We start from the raw sequence: 14737 nt of genomic DNA on the forward strand, positions 1-14737 counted from the left end.
ACATGCCATCAATTTTAAAGGCGAGTCGGTAGAGTGTGAGCGACTTATAAAACTGCGAGCCAGCCACCATCGACGTTAATAATCTGCCCGTTGATATAATCTGATGCTCTGGATGATAAGAAGATGGCGGTGCCGATGAGCTCTTCCGGACGACCCCAACGTTGAGAAGGGGTGCTGCTTTTCACCCAGCTATCGAACTGCTTGTCTTCAATAAGCGCGGTGTTCATGTCGGTCAGAATGTAGCCAGGTCCAATGGCGTTGGTCTGGATATTAAACTGCGCCCATTCAGCAGCCATCGAGCAGGTGAGCATTTTGATGCCGCCTTTTGCTGCCGTGTACGGGGCAACAGTCGGGCGGGCCGCCTGGCTGGTAAGCGAGCCGATATTAATAATTTTGCCGCCGCTGTTGCGGGCGATCATCCGTTTTGCCGCCGAGCGGGAGACTAAAAATGCGCTGGTCAGGTTAGTGTCGATCACCTTCTGCCAGTTTTCCAGCTCCAGCTCGACCATTGGTTTGCGGTACTGAATACCGGCGTTATTGATCAGGATATCAACATGGATCCCTTCTGCATCAAGTTTGCTAAAAGCTGCCTCAATCGCCAGTTCATCGGTGACGTCAAAAGCCACGCCATGCGCGTCGTAGCCTTTTCTGGTCAGCGTATCCACTGATTCGGTCAACAGCGTGGCGCGAATATCATTCAGGATAATCCGTGCACCCGCAGCGGCAAGACCCTCTGCGTAGGCAAAGCCCAGTCCTCGTGCAGAACCCGTTACCAGTGCCGTTTTCCCAGTTAAATCAAATAAAGCGGTCATGTTGTTTCCTCACTTGTTTAATTTGTATGACGACTATCCTTTTTTAGGTTGAATTTTCGCCCTGATAAAATCAACAGTTCACCCATGAATTTGCAACAAGGATCACAAACAGCTCCACATAGCGACCGCGTAATTAATATTAATTAATTGAATTATATGTATATATTTGATTTGAATTTAACGCAGTTTGATCGCTGTCACAGAATGGCACTCGCAGCGATCCGCTGTAAAACAAGCGTGATATAACAGCATAAAGTTGTAGGACAACTTACATATATCTGTTGTATCATCCACAACGGTATGACATGCGGTAAATTCGCTGAGTTAAGGAGTGAAAGTGAGTAACCTGAAAATTACCAACGTGAAAACGATTCTGACGGCGCCGGGCGGCATTGATTTGGCAGTCGTTAAGATAGAAACCAACGAGCCAGGGCTGTATGGGCTGGGATGTGCGACATTTACCCAGCGTATCTTCGCGGTAAAAAGCGCGATCGATGAGTACATGGCGCCTTTTCTGGTTGGCAAAGATCCGACCCGTATTGAGGACATCTGGCAGTCAGGCGTGGTGAGCGGCTACTGGCGCAATGGCCCGATCATGAACAATGCATTGTCCGGCGTGGACATGGCACTGTGGGATATCAAAGGTAAGCTAGCGGGGATGCCAGTTTATGATCTGCTGGGCGGCAAATGTCGTGATGGGATCCCACTGTACTGCCACACCGATGGTGGTGATGAAGTTGAAGTGGAAGATAACATCCGAGCCAGAATGGAAGAGGGTTATCAGTACGTTCGCTGCCAGATGGGAATGTATGGCGGTGCGGGGACCGATGACCTTAAACTGATCGCCACACAGCTGGCACGTGCGAAGAACATTCAGCCGAAACGTTCACCGCGCAGCAAAACGCCCGGCATCTACTTTGACCCGGACGCCTACGCCAAAAGCGTTCCGCGTCTGTTCGACCACCTGCGTAACAAGCTCGGTTTTAGCATCGAATTTATTCATGATGTACATGAGCGCGTGACCCCGGTGACTGCCATTAATCTGGCCAAAACGCTTGAACAGTATCAACTATTTTATCTTGAGGATCCGGTGGCACCGGAAAACATCGACTGGCTGAAAATGCTGCGCCAGCAGTCTTCCACTCCGATATCCATGGGTGAGCTGTTTGTGAATGTGAATGAGTGGAAGCCGCTCATCGACAACAGGCTCATCGACTACATTCGCTGCCACGTGAGTACCATCGGCGGCATTACGCCGGCGAAGAAACTTGCTGTCTACAGCGAACTGAACGGTGTGCGCACCGCATGGCACGGGCCGGGCGACATTTCTCCAGTCGGGGTTTGCGCCAATATGCATTTGGATTTGAGTTCACCGAACTTTGGCATTCAGGAATACACGCCAATGAACGACGCGCTGCGTGATGTCTTCCCGGGCTGCCCTGAGATTGACCACGGTTATGCCTATCTGAACGATAAGCCGGGTCTGGGTATTGACATTGATGAAGCCAAAGCGGCGAAATATCCGTGCGAGGGGGGAATCCCATCCTGGACAATGGCGCGCACACCAGACGGTACGGCCTCAAGACCGTAAGCAATGAAGGCCCGGCATGCATCTGCCGGGTCTTATTCCCGACGTCCTGATGGACTCCGTTTTAGAAACAGGAATTATTGTATATTGAGGCTGCTTTTTAATCAGTGACCACTTCTCTATAAGGAGCCTGAATATTTTCCTCAACAACGCTTCCGGTAGAAAATGACGCGATCTGTTTCCTCAAATCCTAACGCCTGGTGAACTTTCTGGGAAATTGTATTTTCCGGCGAGGTATCGGAGGCCATTTCCCGACACCCTTTATTCGTTCCCCATCGTTGCACCGCTGCAATCAATTGTTTCGCTACGCCGCGTTGACGGAATGAGGGGAGAACAAAAATACCTTCAAGGAAAGCCACGGGCGAACTGTTACAGCCATTAACATAATCGTGGCGGATTGAGGCATCCGCAAAGCCAATCGCCACCCCGTCTGCCATCGCAATAAATGATGCCAGATGATCGGCTTGCAGAATTTCTTCGCCGTCCGCCAGATGGGCGTCATCCGGGTGACCAGGCCAGATCTGTTTTCGCAATCCGCGCCAGTGATCCAGATGGGTTCTGTTCATTTGCCTGATGTCCATTAACGCACTCCTGATGAGGGGTCTGACATGATGAGACGGCATCCCGCTTGCTGATAACGTCGGGCGATAGCAGACGGGAGCGCACTGTCGCTAAGAATGGTAGTAATACAGGACAGCGTCGCCACCGCATGGGGTTCTACAGTATCAAACTTTGAGTGATCGGCCATCAATATGACCTCGCGTGAGCGCTGAATAATGCGCGTTTTAACGCCCACTTCAAACATGGTAGCGTTGGTGATGCCCGTTTCAATCGACAGCGCATCGCAGGAGATAAAGGCGCGTTCAACGGCAAAGGCGTTAATCATCTCCAGCGCCAGACTCTCGCCCACCGAAAAGTAACCGGGGCGAATCAGTCCGCCGATAATGTAACTCTCTACGTGTGGGAAGCCACCCAGTTCATTAGCGATTTTGATGTCATTGCAAATGACTTTTACTTTGGCGTCGACCAGACATTTTGCCAGTTCCAGACAGGTGGAGCCGGAGTCGAGAAAAAAGCAGTCTCCATCCTTGATGAACGTACGGGCGAGGGCAGCGATTTCGCGTTTCGCCTCACTTTGTAACGTTCGCTTAACGTCGAAAACATATTCTTTATCTTCCGTACTGTCGTCGAAGTCAATACAACCATGGCCGCGAACCATACCGGGATAACGGCTGGCAATATAGTGAAAATCCCGGCGCACGGTTGCCTCTGCATAGCCAAAAAGCTCAATAGCTTGTTGTGTTGAGAGGTGCCTGTGTTGCCAAAGGTAATGCAACATCTGTTTGATACGGTCGGGGCGCTGTTGGCTCATCAGCATATGACTCCTTTATAGCGCGGTGAATTGTGACAACGTCACATCATAGTTCGCCGTCGTGAACAACGCCCGGCCAATCACCAGATGCTGTGCGCCTGCGGCGGCAAGCAGCCGTGCGGCGCGAAGTGTAATACCGCCGTCCGCCCAGCATTCCGCAGCAGGGAAATGCTCTCTGCTCTGGCTCACTTTTTCACACATCGCGGCGATAAATTGCTGTCCGCGCCCGTCGGGTTCGCTGGTCATGATCATCAGCGCATCCAGTTGCAATGCCAGATAACGATAAGGCAATAGCGGCGTTGCCGGGTTAAGCGCCAGTCCTGCTTTCGCCCCGATAGCGCGAATATCCGCCAGAATCTCCGAGGGGTTTTGCACGCTTTCGGCATGAATGAAAATCCAGCCGGGGCGAATAGCTGCAAGCCAGGGTAACCAGCGTTGCGGTGATGAGACCATCAGGTGAAATGAGAGCGGATGGCGAGTGTGTTGTGCGACTGCCTGAATGGTTTTCATACCGAAGGTAATATTGTTGATGAAACTGGTATCTTCGATATCCAGATGCAACGAGCCGAGGGGCGCATCGTGTAAAGCGGTCAACGCCTCGGCATAGCGCAGCGGATCGGCGGAGGCCAGTGAAGGGTGCAGGATCATCGAAACCTCCATCAGCGCAATGCGGTTAATTGCGCGAAAAGCGCGGCGTCATTTGGCGCATCTTGCAGCATCGCGACGCTTTCCGGCGAGTCGAGCCACTGGCTGATGCGTTGAATGGTGCGAATATGTGCTTCGGCATCCGTGGCGCTGGCGCAAAGCAACAGCCAGATGGGATCGCAATCCGCATTGCCGAAAGCGACCGGCGTTGCTAACGTAGTGAGGCTGATTTGATTATGGTTAGCGCCTTGCTCCGGTCTGGCATGGGGCAGCGCAATCCCCGGCGCGATAAGATAATATGGCCCCCATTTAAGGGTGTTCTCAATAATACCGTCCAGGTAGCAGGGGGCCGCCGCGCCGAAGGTAATCAGCGGACGAACGGCGATATCCAGCGCGTGTCGCCAGTCGCTGGCATGGCGTTGCGCCTGAACCCACTTAACATCATTAATCATCGATCGTTGACTCCTTGCCGGTTCGGGTTACTCTGAAACCGATCCCCGACGTGTCTTTTGGCGAAGGCGACGGAGATCGGCAGAAGAGTTATCGCTCTCTGCAGGGGATAAGCGTTTTGCTTATCCCCATTTTATTGTCGGATATGGCGTACTTTCTCCATAAACTTCGCCACGCGCGCCTGGTCAACAAAGTTGGCGAAGACGCCGTCTTTTTTAAACGTGGTTGCCGTTACGCATCCGTCGGCAATGCAGAGCTGCTCCTCGACGTTTTCCAGACACACCCCGGTATTTGCCAGCACGACCGTGTCGGGGACGGTCTCTTTTACCCGCTTCAGTATGGCGCTATCCGTGCGGGCGCCCGCCGTCAGCCCCGAGACGCACAGGGCATCGGGGTTATTGTTAAATACGGTCGATTTCGCAATTGAACAGACATCCCGGTTACCCAGATACACCGCCGCTTCCGGAACGATGTTAAACAACGTTTTCACGTGGCCTGCGCCGATGCGATGCTGATGGCGAATGGTTTCGCCGACATTCGTATCCCAGACGCCAAAATCGCTGGCGTAAGCGCCGGTGAAAATTTCGCGAATAAATTTTGCGTCGGTCGCCATCGCCAAATCAAACGAGGCCACAGGGTCCCACAACACGTTTACCCCAAACGGTACGCGGATTTCACTCATTAACTGACCGATGATTCTTGCCATCGCGGCGGTCGTTTCCGGTCTGACTTTCGTTAAATAAGGCAGACTAAATTCGTTGGAGAACATCACCGCATCCACGCCGCCATTTTGTAGCGCCATTAAATCGTCATGGGCGCGGTCAATTACCCAGTTCATGCCTTTCCTGGTATCGAACCCGGGATCGCCCGGCAGCGCCCGTAAATGGCACATGGCGATAACGGCTTTTTCTGTTCCTATTACCTCTTTTAGCCAACTCATTCTGGGTTGCTCCTTATTCCGGTAGTTCACGTTTACGTAAGACAAGTATGATGCTGGCGACAATGCCGACCACAATAACCACGCCAATCATGCCCAGCGACATCAATTCAGATATTGACCAGCCAAACATATTTCCCACCGACAGTGCAGTAATTTGCGCGTTTTCAGCGGCGAAGCTAAAGCCGCCTTTGAGTGCCATATCGGTAAAGTACGGTGCGAACTGGGTGGCGATCAGCAGAACGGTAATCATGACAATGATGCCGCTGAGCAGAGTACGAATCAGATCGCCGCGATGAATAACCGTGGCCATGCAGATAAAAAACGGCGCAACCGGTAAATCAGCCAGCGGCAGGACTTTATTGCCCGGCAGTATGCTCGCCAGAATTAACATGATGGGAATTAACAGCAGTCCAACCGCGATGGTGGTCGGGTGGCCTAACGTCACTGCGGTATCCAGACCGATAAAGACTTCGCGCCCTTTAAAGTGTTTCTGGAAGAACTTACGCGCGCCGTCGGAAATGGGCATTAATCCCTCAACGATAAGGCGAATCATGCGCGGAAACAGCACCATAATCGCCGCCACGGTAATCATTAAGGTTGCGCACCCTTTAAAGCCTTCGCCTGCGGCAAGTCCGAAGATCAGCCCGAGAACAACGCCAATGATCACCGGGTCACCAACCATCCCATACCGTTTTTGGATCTCCTGAGCGTCAATATTGCGTCCTTTCATAAACGGTATTTTTTCGTATATCGCATCCAGCAATACGAACAACGGCACGGAACTGGAGCCATACCCTTGCGGAATAGAAATCCCTTCCAGACCCACAATGTTCTGTACTCGTTTCGCCGTCCAGTCGGCCATTTTCAACGACAAGGCGGCGTGGCAAATCGCGCCCAGTACGCCATAAATCAGACTGCCGGTCATCAACTGGACGACCGTTCCGGTAATGGCGTAGTGCCAGTAGTTATAAATATCAACGTTCATGGTTTTGGTCAGACGAGTCACCAGCATACCGACGTTAAGCAGAAAGATAACGGGAATGATCATCGCGCCGATGGCCGTCGCATAGCCGACGCCGGATGCGGGCCCGGCGCCGACGTCAAACACATGCAGCGTCAGGCCAAAACGCTCAATCATCACTTTGATCGGCGGACTGAGACTGTCGATCGCCATGACGATCACCAACCCCATGCCGACAAAACCGATGCCGACCGTCACCCCGGCTTTCACCGCCTGTAGCCAGGGAATACGAAAGATTAAGCCGATGATAATCATAATGATGGGCACAAAAACGGTGCCGCCGAGAGACAGGATGTAATCAAACATAATGCCCCCTTTATTGTGTTAACAGCGCCTTGATTTCTTGTTTTAATGCGTCGTCGTTGATGCCTGTCAGCAGGGCGGCGCCGTTGAGCGTCGGGATGCCATAGTCACTGTGCGTACGCATGGACGTTACGATGAGATCCATACCGTTACAGTTCAACGGGATCTCATTCAGACAACATTGCGCCGTGGTTGCCGCAATGCCTTGCTCCGCAAGAAAGTCCTGCAGTTTTTGTGCAATCATGGTTGATGTCGACATGCCGGTACCACATGCCACAAGGATCTTCTTCATCATGGTCGTGCCTCTTGTGTAGCGCCTGTTTCAGGCTCAATGGGAAACTGTTCTGGCGACATATTGGCCAGCGCAGTCAGTAAACGGATACAATCAGCCAGGTCGCGCAGGCTGGCGACTTCGGCTGGCGAGTGGGTATAGCGGCAGGGAATAGAAAGACTGGCGCAGGGAATACCGTCCAGTTCAACCTGAATGTAGCCGGTTTCGGTGATGACGCCTGGCGCGACTTCTCGCTGTACGGGAATATTATTTTCGTGCGCGGTGGTCTCCAGCATCCGCAGCAAACGCGGCGGCGTAATCAGTCCCGCCAACGTACCGCGTCCGTGATAGTTCAGACAGGTGATGCCGACGCCGTGGTTGACCCGCACATCTGAGTAATCCTGCAGGTCAGGCGTGTCGCAGGAGGGGGTGATATCAATACCAATCGCCAGGTCGGGGCGCACGCGTCGTAAAACGGGAACAATCCCGCGAATATTGAACTCTTCCTGTACCGACGCGACCAGGAACACCGCGATATCGAGCGGTGTGGAGGCGAGAGCCTCGGCGACGCCCAGTAGCGCCGTACACCCCAGCCTGTCATCCAGCGCCTTACTGCATACCAGATCGTTGCCCAGACAGTGCGGCGGGTTGTAAAGGGTTACTGGCGTCCCCACCTGAATACCCATTCGTTCGGCATCCGCTTTATCTTTTGCGCCGATATCAATCCAGAGTTTATCGAGCGCGGGTGGCTGGGTGCGCTCGTCACCCTTCGCGAAGTGATATGCTTTAATACCGATACAGCCCATGATATCGCCTGAACGTCCGGCAAGCGTCACAATCGAACCGGGCATAGTAATTTGCGCCGGGCCGCCCACGCGTTCAAAACGTAAAAAACCGGAGGGTTCGATCTTGCGTACCATAAAACCCACTTCATCCATATGCGCAAAAATCATCAGGCGAAGCGCGTCAGATTTATCGCTGCCATAACGGGCGACGACATTGCCTAAGCGATCCCGCCAGACGTCTTTGGCCTGCTGTTCGAACGCGTGCTGCATAACGTTTGCAATACTGCTTTCATGTCCTGAAATCCCGTTTAGCCGCAGTAAAGAAAAAAGCGTTTCCTGCACAGAAAAGGTCATTGGCGTCTCCGTGGTGATAAAACAATCAGTCGTTGAGCGTTTTATAGGCGGAGAATGGTTGGATAAGTGTGAAATGTGTCACGCGGAAATACGCTAAATATGGCCAATAAAAAATAATGTGATGGCGATACAATAAAAACGCTCATATCACCTGCGGGTTATCGGTAAACCTGGCTATTTATGTGATCACGACCAACAACGAAGAAGGGCAACGCGATGGTGGAAATTATTCCTGTTAGCACGACGCTGGAACTGCGAGCGGCAGATGAAAGTCATGTTCCGGCGCTGCACCAACTGGTACTCAAAAACAAAGCGTGGCTACAACAGTCGCTCGACTGGCCGCAATATGTCACGTCGCAGGAAGAAACGCGTAAGCATGTGCAGGGTAATATACTGTTGCACCAGCGTGGTTACGCCAAAATGTACCTGATTTTCTGCCAGAATGAGATGGCGGGCGTACTCTCATTTAATGCCATTGAACCGGTAAACAAAGCCGCCTATATCGGTTACTGGCTGGATGAGTCCCTCCAGGGACAAGGGATAATGTCGCAATCATTACAGGCGCTGATGACACATTATGCCCGGCGCGGCGATATTCGGCGCTTCGTCATTAAATGCCGCGTTGATAATCAGGCCAGTAATGCGGTCGCACGGCGCAACCATTTTACGCTGGAGGGCTGTATGAAGCAGGCGGAGTATCTTAACGGCGACTATCACGACGTTAATATGTATGCCCGCATTATTGATGCGGATTAAAGGGAACCGACTAAGGGGGTACGCGTAATACGATCCTCGCCATTGATCACTTTTGGGCCGCGCAGGTGAATAGTATTGCCGTCAAAGGCTATCACCGCCGCCCGTCCGCTAATCTCGACCTGGTGCTCAATCAGAATTTCGCCCTGTATACAGGCATGGCCTTCAATCAGCACGCGGTCGTCCAGTAAAATCGGGCCTCCGCGTACCTCAGCATGTCCGCCTACCAGCACATGATGTTTTAACACACAGTTGCCTTCGATTAACGCATGTTCCGCTACCTGCGAGCTGTAGCGAAGGGTAGGGATCGCATCTTCCTCTGTGCCGGCGATAACCCGCGCATGGCCATAGACTTTGGCGCAGTCACAGATCCAGACATTATTGTCTTTGTTGCCTTCGATGAGCGCGAAATCAAAGACCTCCGCCCGGTGCTCAATAAAAGCGTGTGTGATAGTGGCGTCGCCATAAAGCTGTACCTGATGGACAATCCGCGAATGGTTCACGGTGGCGCGATCGTAAATTTGTAAAACTTGCGCATGTTCATGCGTTAGTCCCTGAACGGCGAGAATTTCTGACTGGTTTAACACGCGGGCATCGCCATAAATCGCACACTCTCCGCGCACGGAAGAGGACTGAATGGTGACGTTGTCACTTATCCGTGCGCCATCGCTGATATCAGCGCGATCAATCCAGACGTTATCGCCTATTCGCACGTTATTGTAGAGCGTGCACGGCTGCGTGATACGCGCGTTACCCGTAATTTCCGTGCCCGCAAAGGCCATCGCGTTTTCATCATAAATCCAGCAATCCCCCTGTTGTGACAGCACATTATCGGCATCAACCCAGCCGCCGGAGGTTCCGGCTTTAACATCGTTAAAATCCGTTACGGCAATAACTTGTCGTAATAAGACGCTTTTCTTCTCACCGTCTACCTGATAAGTAAAAGCACGAGGTTCTTCACTCAGTCGATATTTGATCATAGGGAAATTCCGTGTGAACGATTAAGATAACCGTAGCAAAGGTACTGGCGAAACAACCAGAAATTCCATAAAATGCATTTCAAATATACTTTATAAATTAAACAAAATGCGTAATCACAAGCAGAGCGATCGCGTGCTCAATCTGCCTGCGGGCTATTTTGGCATCGTCCTTGGCACCATCGGTATGGGATTCGCCTGGCGTTATGCCAGCCAGATATGGGCAATAAGCCACTGGCCCGGCGACATCATGGTGATCCTGGCGATGATTATTTGGGCACTCTTGACCCTGGCGTTCCTTAGCCGTCTGGTGCGCTTTCCCCATAGCGTGATGGCTGAAGTGCGACATCCGGTAATGAGCAGTTTTGTCAGCCTGTTTCCCGCCACCACGATGCTGGTCGCGATCGGTTTCGTTCCCTGGTATCGCCCGTTGGCCGTTGCGCTATTCAGCGTGGGGGTCGTCATACAACTGGCGTATGCCGCCTGGCAGACGGCGGGACTTTGGCGCGGAGCGCATCCGGAAGAAGCGACAACCCCAGGACTTTATCTGCCCACGGTAGCGAATAATTTTATCAGCGCTATGGCCTGTGGAGCGCTCGGTTACAATGATGCCGGACTGGTGTTTTTAGGCGCAGGCGTCTTTTCGTGGTTAAGTCTGGAGCCGGTTATTTTGCAGCGACTGCGTAGCTGCGGCGAATTACCGGCGGTGCTGCGTACGTCGCTGGGTATCCAACTGGCGCCCGCGCTGGTCGCCTGTAGCGCCTGGCTGAGCGTCAATGGCGGGGAGGGCGACACGCTGGCGAAAATGCTATTCGGCTACGGTCTGTTACAACTTTTATTTATGCTGCGATTAATGCCCTGGTATTTATCACAACCGTTTAATGCTTCCTTCTGGAGTTTTTCGTTCGGCGTTTCCGCGCTGGCGACCACGGGGTTACATCTTGGTCACGGTAGTGAATCAGGGCTTTTCCATATTCTGGCCGTCCCGCTGTTTATTTTCACTAACGCTATTATCGCCTTATTGCTGGTGCGTACATTTCTATTGCTGGTGCAGGGGACGTTGCTTATTCGCACTGAGCGCGCTGCACTGTTGAAAACGGAGGAAAAAAATGACCGTTCGTGACGAAAATTACTTTACTGAGAAATACGGATTAACCCGCACGCATTCGGATGTGCTGGCGGCGGCAAAGGTTGTCGCGCCGGGCCGAACGCTGGATTTGGGATGTGGCAATGGCCGTAATAGTCTGTATCTGGCCGCGAACGGTTATGACGTTACCGCGTGGGATAAAAATCCGGCCAGTATGGCTAACCTTGAGCGTATTAAAGCGGCAGAAGGGCTGGATAATCTGCAAACCGACATTGTCGATCTGAATACATTGACCTTTGACGGCGAATACGATTTTATTCTCTCGACAGTAGTTATGATGTTTCTTGAGGCGCAAACCATTCCCGGTTTAATTGCCAATATGCAACGCTGCACAAAACCCGGCGGGTATAATTTGATTGTTGCGGCAATGGATACGCCGGACTTTCCCTGTACGGTGGGATTCCCGTTTGCTTTTAAAGAAGGCGAATTACGCCGCTATTACGAAGGATGGGACATGCTGAAATACAACGAAGATGTCGGCGAGCTTCACCGCACGGACGAAAACGGCAACCGTATCAAACTGCGCTTTGCTACGATGCTGGCGAGAAAAACGGCCTGAGCGATGCAAGTTCTGTAAGTCTCGCTGCGTTCGGCATTTTTTTGTCGGGCGCCGCGTTCAAATTGTGCTGTCGTTACCATTTTTAGTGCATCCAGAATGATTTCGTTTTGCTATTATTTCCTTTGCATCATTGCGAAGACTAAAGGGATCGTTTCATGCGTACTCATACTTTATTTAAAGTTGCAGTGCTTACTGGCTTGCTGGCGTTATCCGGCTGTGCGTCCAAAGTCACACAGCCGGATAAGTATTCTGGATTCTTAAAAAATTATTCGGACCTGCAGGAAACTACCTCCGCCACGGGGAAACCGGTGTTGCGCTGGGTAGATCCACATTTCAATGACTCTAACTATGATAGTATTGTTTACAATCCGATAACATATTATCCCGTCCCCAAACCAACGACCCAGGTCGGGCAGCAAGTTCTTGATAAACTGCTGGCTTATACGAACGCTAAAGTAAAATCAGCAATTGAACAGCGCAAACCGCTGGTCACGACGCCAGGGCCGCGCAGTTTGATTTTCCGCGGGGCGATTACGGGCGTGGATACCAGCAAAGAAGGGCTGCAATTCTATGAGGTGATCCCTGTAGCGCTGATTGTGGCGGGCACGCAAATGGCGACAGGCCACCGGACCATGGATACCCACCTCTATTTTGAGGGTGAGCTGATAGATGCCGCGACCAACAAGCCGGTCGTCAAGGTAGTACGTCAGGGTGAAGGTAAAGACCTGAGCAATTCCAGTACGCCAATGGCGTTTGAGACGTTGAAACAGGTCGTGGATGATATGGCGACGGATACCTCTATGTTTGACGTTAACAAAAAATAATTCTGCGGCGCCATCGTAAGATGGCGCAAACCCCGGCAGATTAGCGGTCACCATCAGCCAGACAACGATGGGCGGCGCGTTCTCGTTAATACTGCGTAGCCTATCCCGCCAGCGATCAACCCCCAGAATGCCGATCCGATGCCCATCAGCGTTAGCCCGCTGGCGGTGACGAGAAATGCGATAACTGCCGCGTCACGCTCACTTTCGTGAGTAAGCGCCTGATACAGGCTACCGCTAATCGTACTTAACAATGCCAGACCAGCCAGCATTTGCACCCAGCTAACCGGCAGGGCGACCATCAGCGCGGTTATCGAACCGCCAAACCACCCGGCAAGTAAATAAAAAACGCCTGCGGCGGCGGCGGCTAACCAGCGACGCGTTGGATCGGGGTGTGCGTCCGGGCTTTGACAAATGGCGGCCGTAATGGCGGCAATGCAGATAGAATAAACGCCAAATGGCGAAAGCAGCAGCGCCAGCAACCCGGTAAAAATCATTAACGGAGAGACAGGAAGCTGATAGCCAGACGCCTTCATTGTGGCGACGCCGGGGGCGTTTTGCGATGCCATCGTCACCAGGAAGAGCGGTACCGCGACGCTCAGGCTTTGAGCGAATGAAAAGTGGGGGGGAACGAAGGTGGGCCACACCGGCGCGAAATGAATACCGCTCATCGCCACCTTACCTTGGATGAGCGCCACCGTTATTCCCATTACCATGGCAGCAATAACGGCATAGCGGGGCGCGAATACTTTAAAGAGTAGCCACGCCAATAGCATACCGCCGCACATGACAAACTCTCCGTTGAGCGTCCCGAACGCCTGCAGGCCGAAGCGTAGCAGTATTCCCGCCAGCATTGCGGCGGCAAGAGAATGGGGGATTATCCGCATCAAACGCGCAAACAATCCCGTGACGCCGCACAGCACAATCAGGGCATTGGCGACAATGAATATGCCCACGGCGTCTGGCAACGATAATCCCTGAAGCCCTGTTACCAACAGAGCGGCGCCAGGCGTTGACCAGGCGGTTAAAACCGGCGCACGATACCACAAGGTTAACGTTAGTGTGCTTATGCCCATGGCTATACCGAGGGCGGTCATCCAGCCGGCGATCTCTGCGGGTGTTGCGCCAGCGGCAAGCGCCGCCTGCCAGATAATGGCGGCGGAACTCGCATAGCCGACCAGAACGGCGACCAGACCAGATAATACAGTAGGTAACGGCAGTGATAACAGACGCATGATCGCCTCTTGTGCGTTATAACGGTCAGTCAATGTAGCATTGTGCGTTATAGCGTACAAGTGATACGCTATGGTCTTACTGGGGGGAAAAATGGATAACCTGACACACTATCTGGCGACCACGTTAAGAACGTTACGCCATCAGCGAGGCTGGAGTTTATCGCGTCTGGCGGAGATCTCCGGCGTCTCAAAAGCCATGTTAGGGCAGATAGAGCGTAATGAATCCAGCCCGACAGTCGCAACGCTGTGGAAAATTGCGACGGGCCTGAACGTTCCATTCTCAATGTTTATTTCGCCTCCGCAGGCCGAATTTCCGCCAACCTTCGATCCCCAGCAGCAAGCGATGGTAATTACACCGCTGTTTCCGTGGGACCCTGAACTCTGTTTTGACTATTTTTCCCTATTGCTGGCGCCTGGCGCGTGCAGCGAATCAGCGCCGCATAAAGCCGGCGTTATCGAACATGTGGTGGTGATTCAGGGGCGGCTGGACATGTGTACTGGTGGGGTATGGCAAACCATAGACGCCGGTAAAGGTTTGCGTTTTGCCGGCGATACGGCGCATACCTATCGCAACAGCAGTGACCAGACGGTTCATTTTCACTCGCTGATCCATTACCCGCGTGATTAAGCGGGAAAACTATTTCGTTAGTTTGCGCTTCTGACTACAATAGCCGCCATTTCGCTGCTATTGGATAAGAAAGACT

At 52.5% G+C, this 14737-nt stretch carries 17 protein-coding genes; 6 read left to right on the top strand and 11 right to left on the bottom strand.

Annotated features, from left to right (window positions below):
* Positions 1-44: 44 nt before the first annotated feature.
* The gene (locus tag K8W53_RS11320) at positions 45-812 is read right to left on the bottom strand and encodes an SDR family oxidoreductase (RefSeq protein WP_161399798.1); all 768 of its coding nucleotides are present in this window, start codon (positions 810-812) and stop codon (positions 45-47) included.
* 337 nt (positions 813-1149) lie between these two features.
* Here K8W53_RS11320 and K8W53_RS11325 point away from each other — a divergent pair, with 337 nt between their 5' ends.
* Positions 1150-2403, top strand: coding sequence for an enolase C-terminal domain-like protein (locus tag K8W53_RS11325; RefSeq protein WP_000067287.1), 1254 nt, complete (start codon positions 1150-1152; stop codon positions 2401-2403).
* Between the two features lie 140 nt (positions 2404-2543).
* Here the strand turns inward: K8W53_RS11325 and aac(6') are convergent, their stop codons facing one another.
* From aac(6') to K8W53_RS11365, 8 genes are all read right to left on the bottom strand, one after another.
* Complete coding sequence (gene aac(6') / locus K8W53_RS11330; RefSeq protein WP_208207295.1) at positions 2544-2981, bottom strand: cryptic aminoglycoside N-acetyltransferase AAC(6')-Iy/Iaa; 438 nt, start codon at positions 2979-2981, stop codon at positions 2544-2546.
* Entirely contained in the window at positions 2981-3772 is a 792-nt protein-coding gene (locus tag K8W53_RS11335; RefSeq protein ID WP_023195771.1) for a DeoR/GlpR family DNA-binding transcription regulator, read from the bottom strand. The genes aac(6') and K8W53_RS11335 overlap by 1 nt, the downstream gene beginning before the upstream one ends.
* 15 nt (positions 3773-3787) lie before the next feature.
* Positions 3788-4420 (bottom strand): ribulose-phosphate 3 epimerase family protein, encoded by a 633-nt coding sequence (locus K8W53_RS11340; protein ID WP_000600602.1) that lies wholly within the window; start codon positions 4418-4420, stop codon positions 3788-3790.
* 11 nt (positions 4421-4431) lie between these two features.
* Positions 4432-4869 carry an SgcA family PTS sugar transporter subunit IIA gene (gene sgcA / locus K8W53_RS11345; protein WP_023223758.1) on the bottom strand — a complete coding sequence of 146 codons (438 nt, stop codon included), beginning with the start codon at positions 4867-4869 and terminating at the stop codon, positions 4432-4434.
* A gap of 131 nt (positions 4870-5000) precedes the next feature.
* Positions 5001-5807 (bottom strand): BtpA family protein SgcQ, encoded by an 807-nt coding sequence (sgcQ, locus tag K8W53_RS11350; protein ID WP_000118615.1) that lies wholly within the window; start codon positions 5805-5807, stop codon positions 5001-5003.
* 13 nt (positions 5808-5820) lie between these two features.
* Positions 5821-7134, bottom strand: a complete 1314-nt coding sequence (gene sgcC, locus K8W53_RS11355; RefSeq protein ID WP_000460835.1) for a PTS sugar transporter subunit IIC SgcC — start codon at positions 7132-7134, stop codon at positions 5821-5823.
* 10 nt (positions 7135-7144) lie between these two features.
* The gene (gene sgcB, locus K8W53_RS11360; RefSeq protein WP_000976132.1) at positions 7145-7426 is read right to left on the bottom strand and encodes a PTS sugar transporter subunit IIB SgcB; all 282 of its coding nucleotides are present in this window, start codon (positions 7424-7426) and stop codon (positions 7145-7147) included.
* A complete protein-coding gene (locus tag K8W53_RS11365) occupies positions 7423-8541 on the bottom strand; it encodes a M42 family metallopeptidase (RefSeq protein WP_000144625.1) in 1119 nt (372 codons plus the stop codon). Before K8W53_RS11365 ends, sgcB begins: the two co-directional genes overlap by 4 nt.
* 216 nt (positions 8542-8757) lie before the next feature.
* Here K8W53_RS11365 and rimL point away from each other — a divergent pair, with 216 nt between their 5' ends.
* Positions 8758-9297 carry a 50S ribosomal protein L7/L12-serine acetyltransferase gene (gene rimL, locus K8W53_RS11370; RefSeq protein WP_000229306.1) on the top strand — a complete coding sequence of 180 codons (540 nt, stop codon included), beginning with the start codon at positions 8758-8760 and terminating at the stop codon, positions 9295-9297.
* On the opposite strand, the gene ydcK is transcribed toward rimL, so the two are convergent.
* Positions 9294-10274 (bottom strand): YdcK family protein, encoded by a 981-nt coding sequence (gene ydcK / locus K8W53_RS11375; protein ID WP_023224997.1) that lies wholly within the window; start codon positions 10272-10274, stop codon positions 9294-9296. The genes rimL and ydcK overlap by 4 nt on opposite strands.
* A 106-nt stretch (positions 10275-10380) precedes the next feature.
* On the opposite strand from ydcK, the gene tehA reads away from it, so the two are divergent.
* The 3 genes from tehA (at position 10381) to K8W53_RS11390 (ending at position 12801) form a co-directional block, all read left to right on the top strand.
* Positions 10381-11394: a dicarboxylate transporter/tellurite-resistance protein TehA gene (gene tehA, locus K8W53_RS11380; protein WP_001243996.1), complete on the top strand. Its 1014-nt coding sequence runs from the start codon at positions 10381-10383 to the stop codon at positions 11392-11394.
* Positions 11381-11977 carry a tellurite resistance methyltransferase TehB gene (gene tehB, locus K8W53_RS11385; protein ID WP_000218276.1) on the top strand — a complete coding sequence of 199 codons (597 nt, stop codon included), beginning with the start codon at positions 11381-11383 and terminating at the stop codon, positions 11975-11977. Before tehA ends, tehB begins: the two co-directional genes overlap by 14 nt.
* A gap of 155 nt (positions 11978-12132) precedes the next feature.
* Complete coding sequence (locus K8W53_RS11390) at positions 12133-12801, top strand: DUF3313 domain-containing protein (protein ID WP_052939380.1); 669 nt, start codon at positions 12133-12135, stop codon at positions 12799-12801.
* A 53-nt stretch (positions 12802-12854) separates the two neighbouring features.
* Here K8W53_RS11390 and K8W53_RS11395 read toward each other — a convergent pair whose 3' ends face one another.
* The gene (locus K8W53_RS11395) at positions 12855-14033 is read right to left on the bottom strand and encodes a benzoate/H(+) symporter BenE family transporter (RefSeq protein ID WP_001238501.1); all 1179 of its coding nucleotides are present in this window, start codon (positions 14031-14033) and stop codon (positions 12855-12857) included.
* Positions 14034-14124: 91 nt separating this feature from the next.
* On the opposite strand from K8W53_RS11395, the gene K8W53_RS11400 reads away from it, so the two are divergent.
* On the top strand, positions 14125-14661 hold the full coding sequence (locus K8W53_RS11400; RefSeq protein WP_000369543.1) for a helix-turn-helix domain-containing protein: 537 nt from the start codon (positions 14125-14127) through the stop codon (positions 14659-14661).
* Positions 14662-14737 lie beyond the last annotated feature (76 nt).

The organism is Salmonella sp. A29-2 (assembly GCF_020150755.1).
Classification (GTDB): Bacteria; Pseudomonadota; Gammaproteobacteria; order Enterobacterales; family Enterobacteriaceae; genus Salmonella; species Salmonella enterica.

What these genes read in the sequence shown, in the direction of transcription:
- K8W53_RS11320 (WP_161399798.1), bottom strand. Translation starts at nt 812, where the DNA reads ATGACCGCTTTATTTGATTTAACTGGGAAAACGGCACTGGTAACGGGT.
- K8W53_RS11335 (WP_023195771.1), bottom strand. Translation starts at nt 3,772, where the DNA reads ATGAGCCAACAGCGCCCCGACCGTATCAAACAGATGTTGCATTACCTT.
- K8W53_RS11340 (WP_000600602.1), bottom strand. Translation starts at nt 4,420, where the DNA reads ATGATCCTGCACCCTTCACTGGCCTCCGCCGATCCGCTGCGCTATGCC.
- sgcA (WP_023223758.1), bottom strand. Translation starts at nt 4,869, where the DNA reads ATGATTAATGATGTTAAGTGGGTTCAGGCGCAACGCCATGCCAGCGAC.
- sgcQ (WP_000118615.1), bottom strand. Translation starts at nt 5,807, where the DNA reads ATGAGTTGGCTAAAAGAGGTAATAGGAACAGAAAAAGCCGTTATCGCC.
- sgcC (WP_000460835.1), bottom strand. Translation starts at nt 7,134, where the DNA reads ATGTTTGATTACATCCTGTCTCTCGGCGGCACCGTTTTTGTGCCCATC.
- sgcB (WP_000976132.1), bottom strand. Translation starts at nt 7,426, where the DNA reads ATGATGAAGAAGATCCTTGTGGCATGTGGTACCGGCATGTCGACATCA.
- K8W53_RS11365 (WP_000144625.1), bottom strand. Translation starts at nt 8,541, where the DNA reads ATGACCTTTTCTGTGCAGGAAACGCTTTTTTCTTTACTGCGGCTAAAC.
- rimL (WP_000229306.1), top strand. Translation starts at nt 8,758, where the DNA reads ATGGTGGAAATTATTCCTGTTAGCACGACGCTGGAACTGCGAGCGGCA.
- ydcK (WP_023224997.1), bottom strand. Translation starts at nt 10,274, where the DNA reads ATGATCAAATATCGACTGAGTGAAGAACCTCGTGCTTTTACTTATCAG.
- tehA (WP_001243996.1), top strand. Translation starts at nt 10,381, where the DNA reads ATGCGTAATCACAAGCAGAGCGATCGCGTGCTCAATCTGCCTGCGGGC.
- tehB (WP_000218276.1), top strand. Translation starts at nt 11,381, where the DNA reads ATGACCGTTCGTGACGAAAATTACTTTACTGAGAAATACGGATTAACC.
- K8W53_RS11390 (WP_052939380.1), top strand. Translation starts at nt 12,133, where the DNA reads ATGCGTACTCATACTTTATTTAAAGTTGCAGTGCTTACTGGCTTGCTG.
- K8W53_RS11395 (WP_001238501.1), bottom strand. Translation starts at nt 14,033, where the DNA reads ATGCGTCTGTTATCACTGCCGTTACCTACTGTATTATCTGGTCTGGTC.
- K8W53_RS11400 (WP_000369543.1), top strand. Translation starts at nt 14,125, where the DNA reads ATGGATAACCTGACACACTATCTGGCGACCACGTTAAGAACGTTACGC.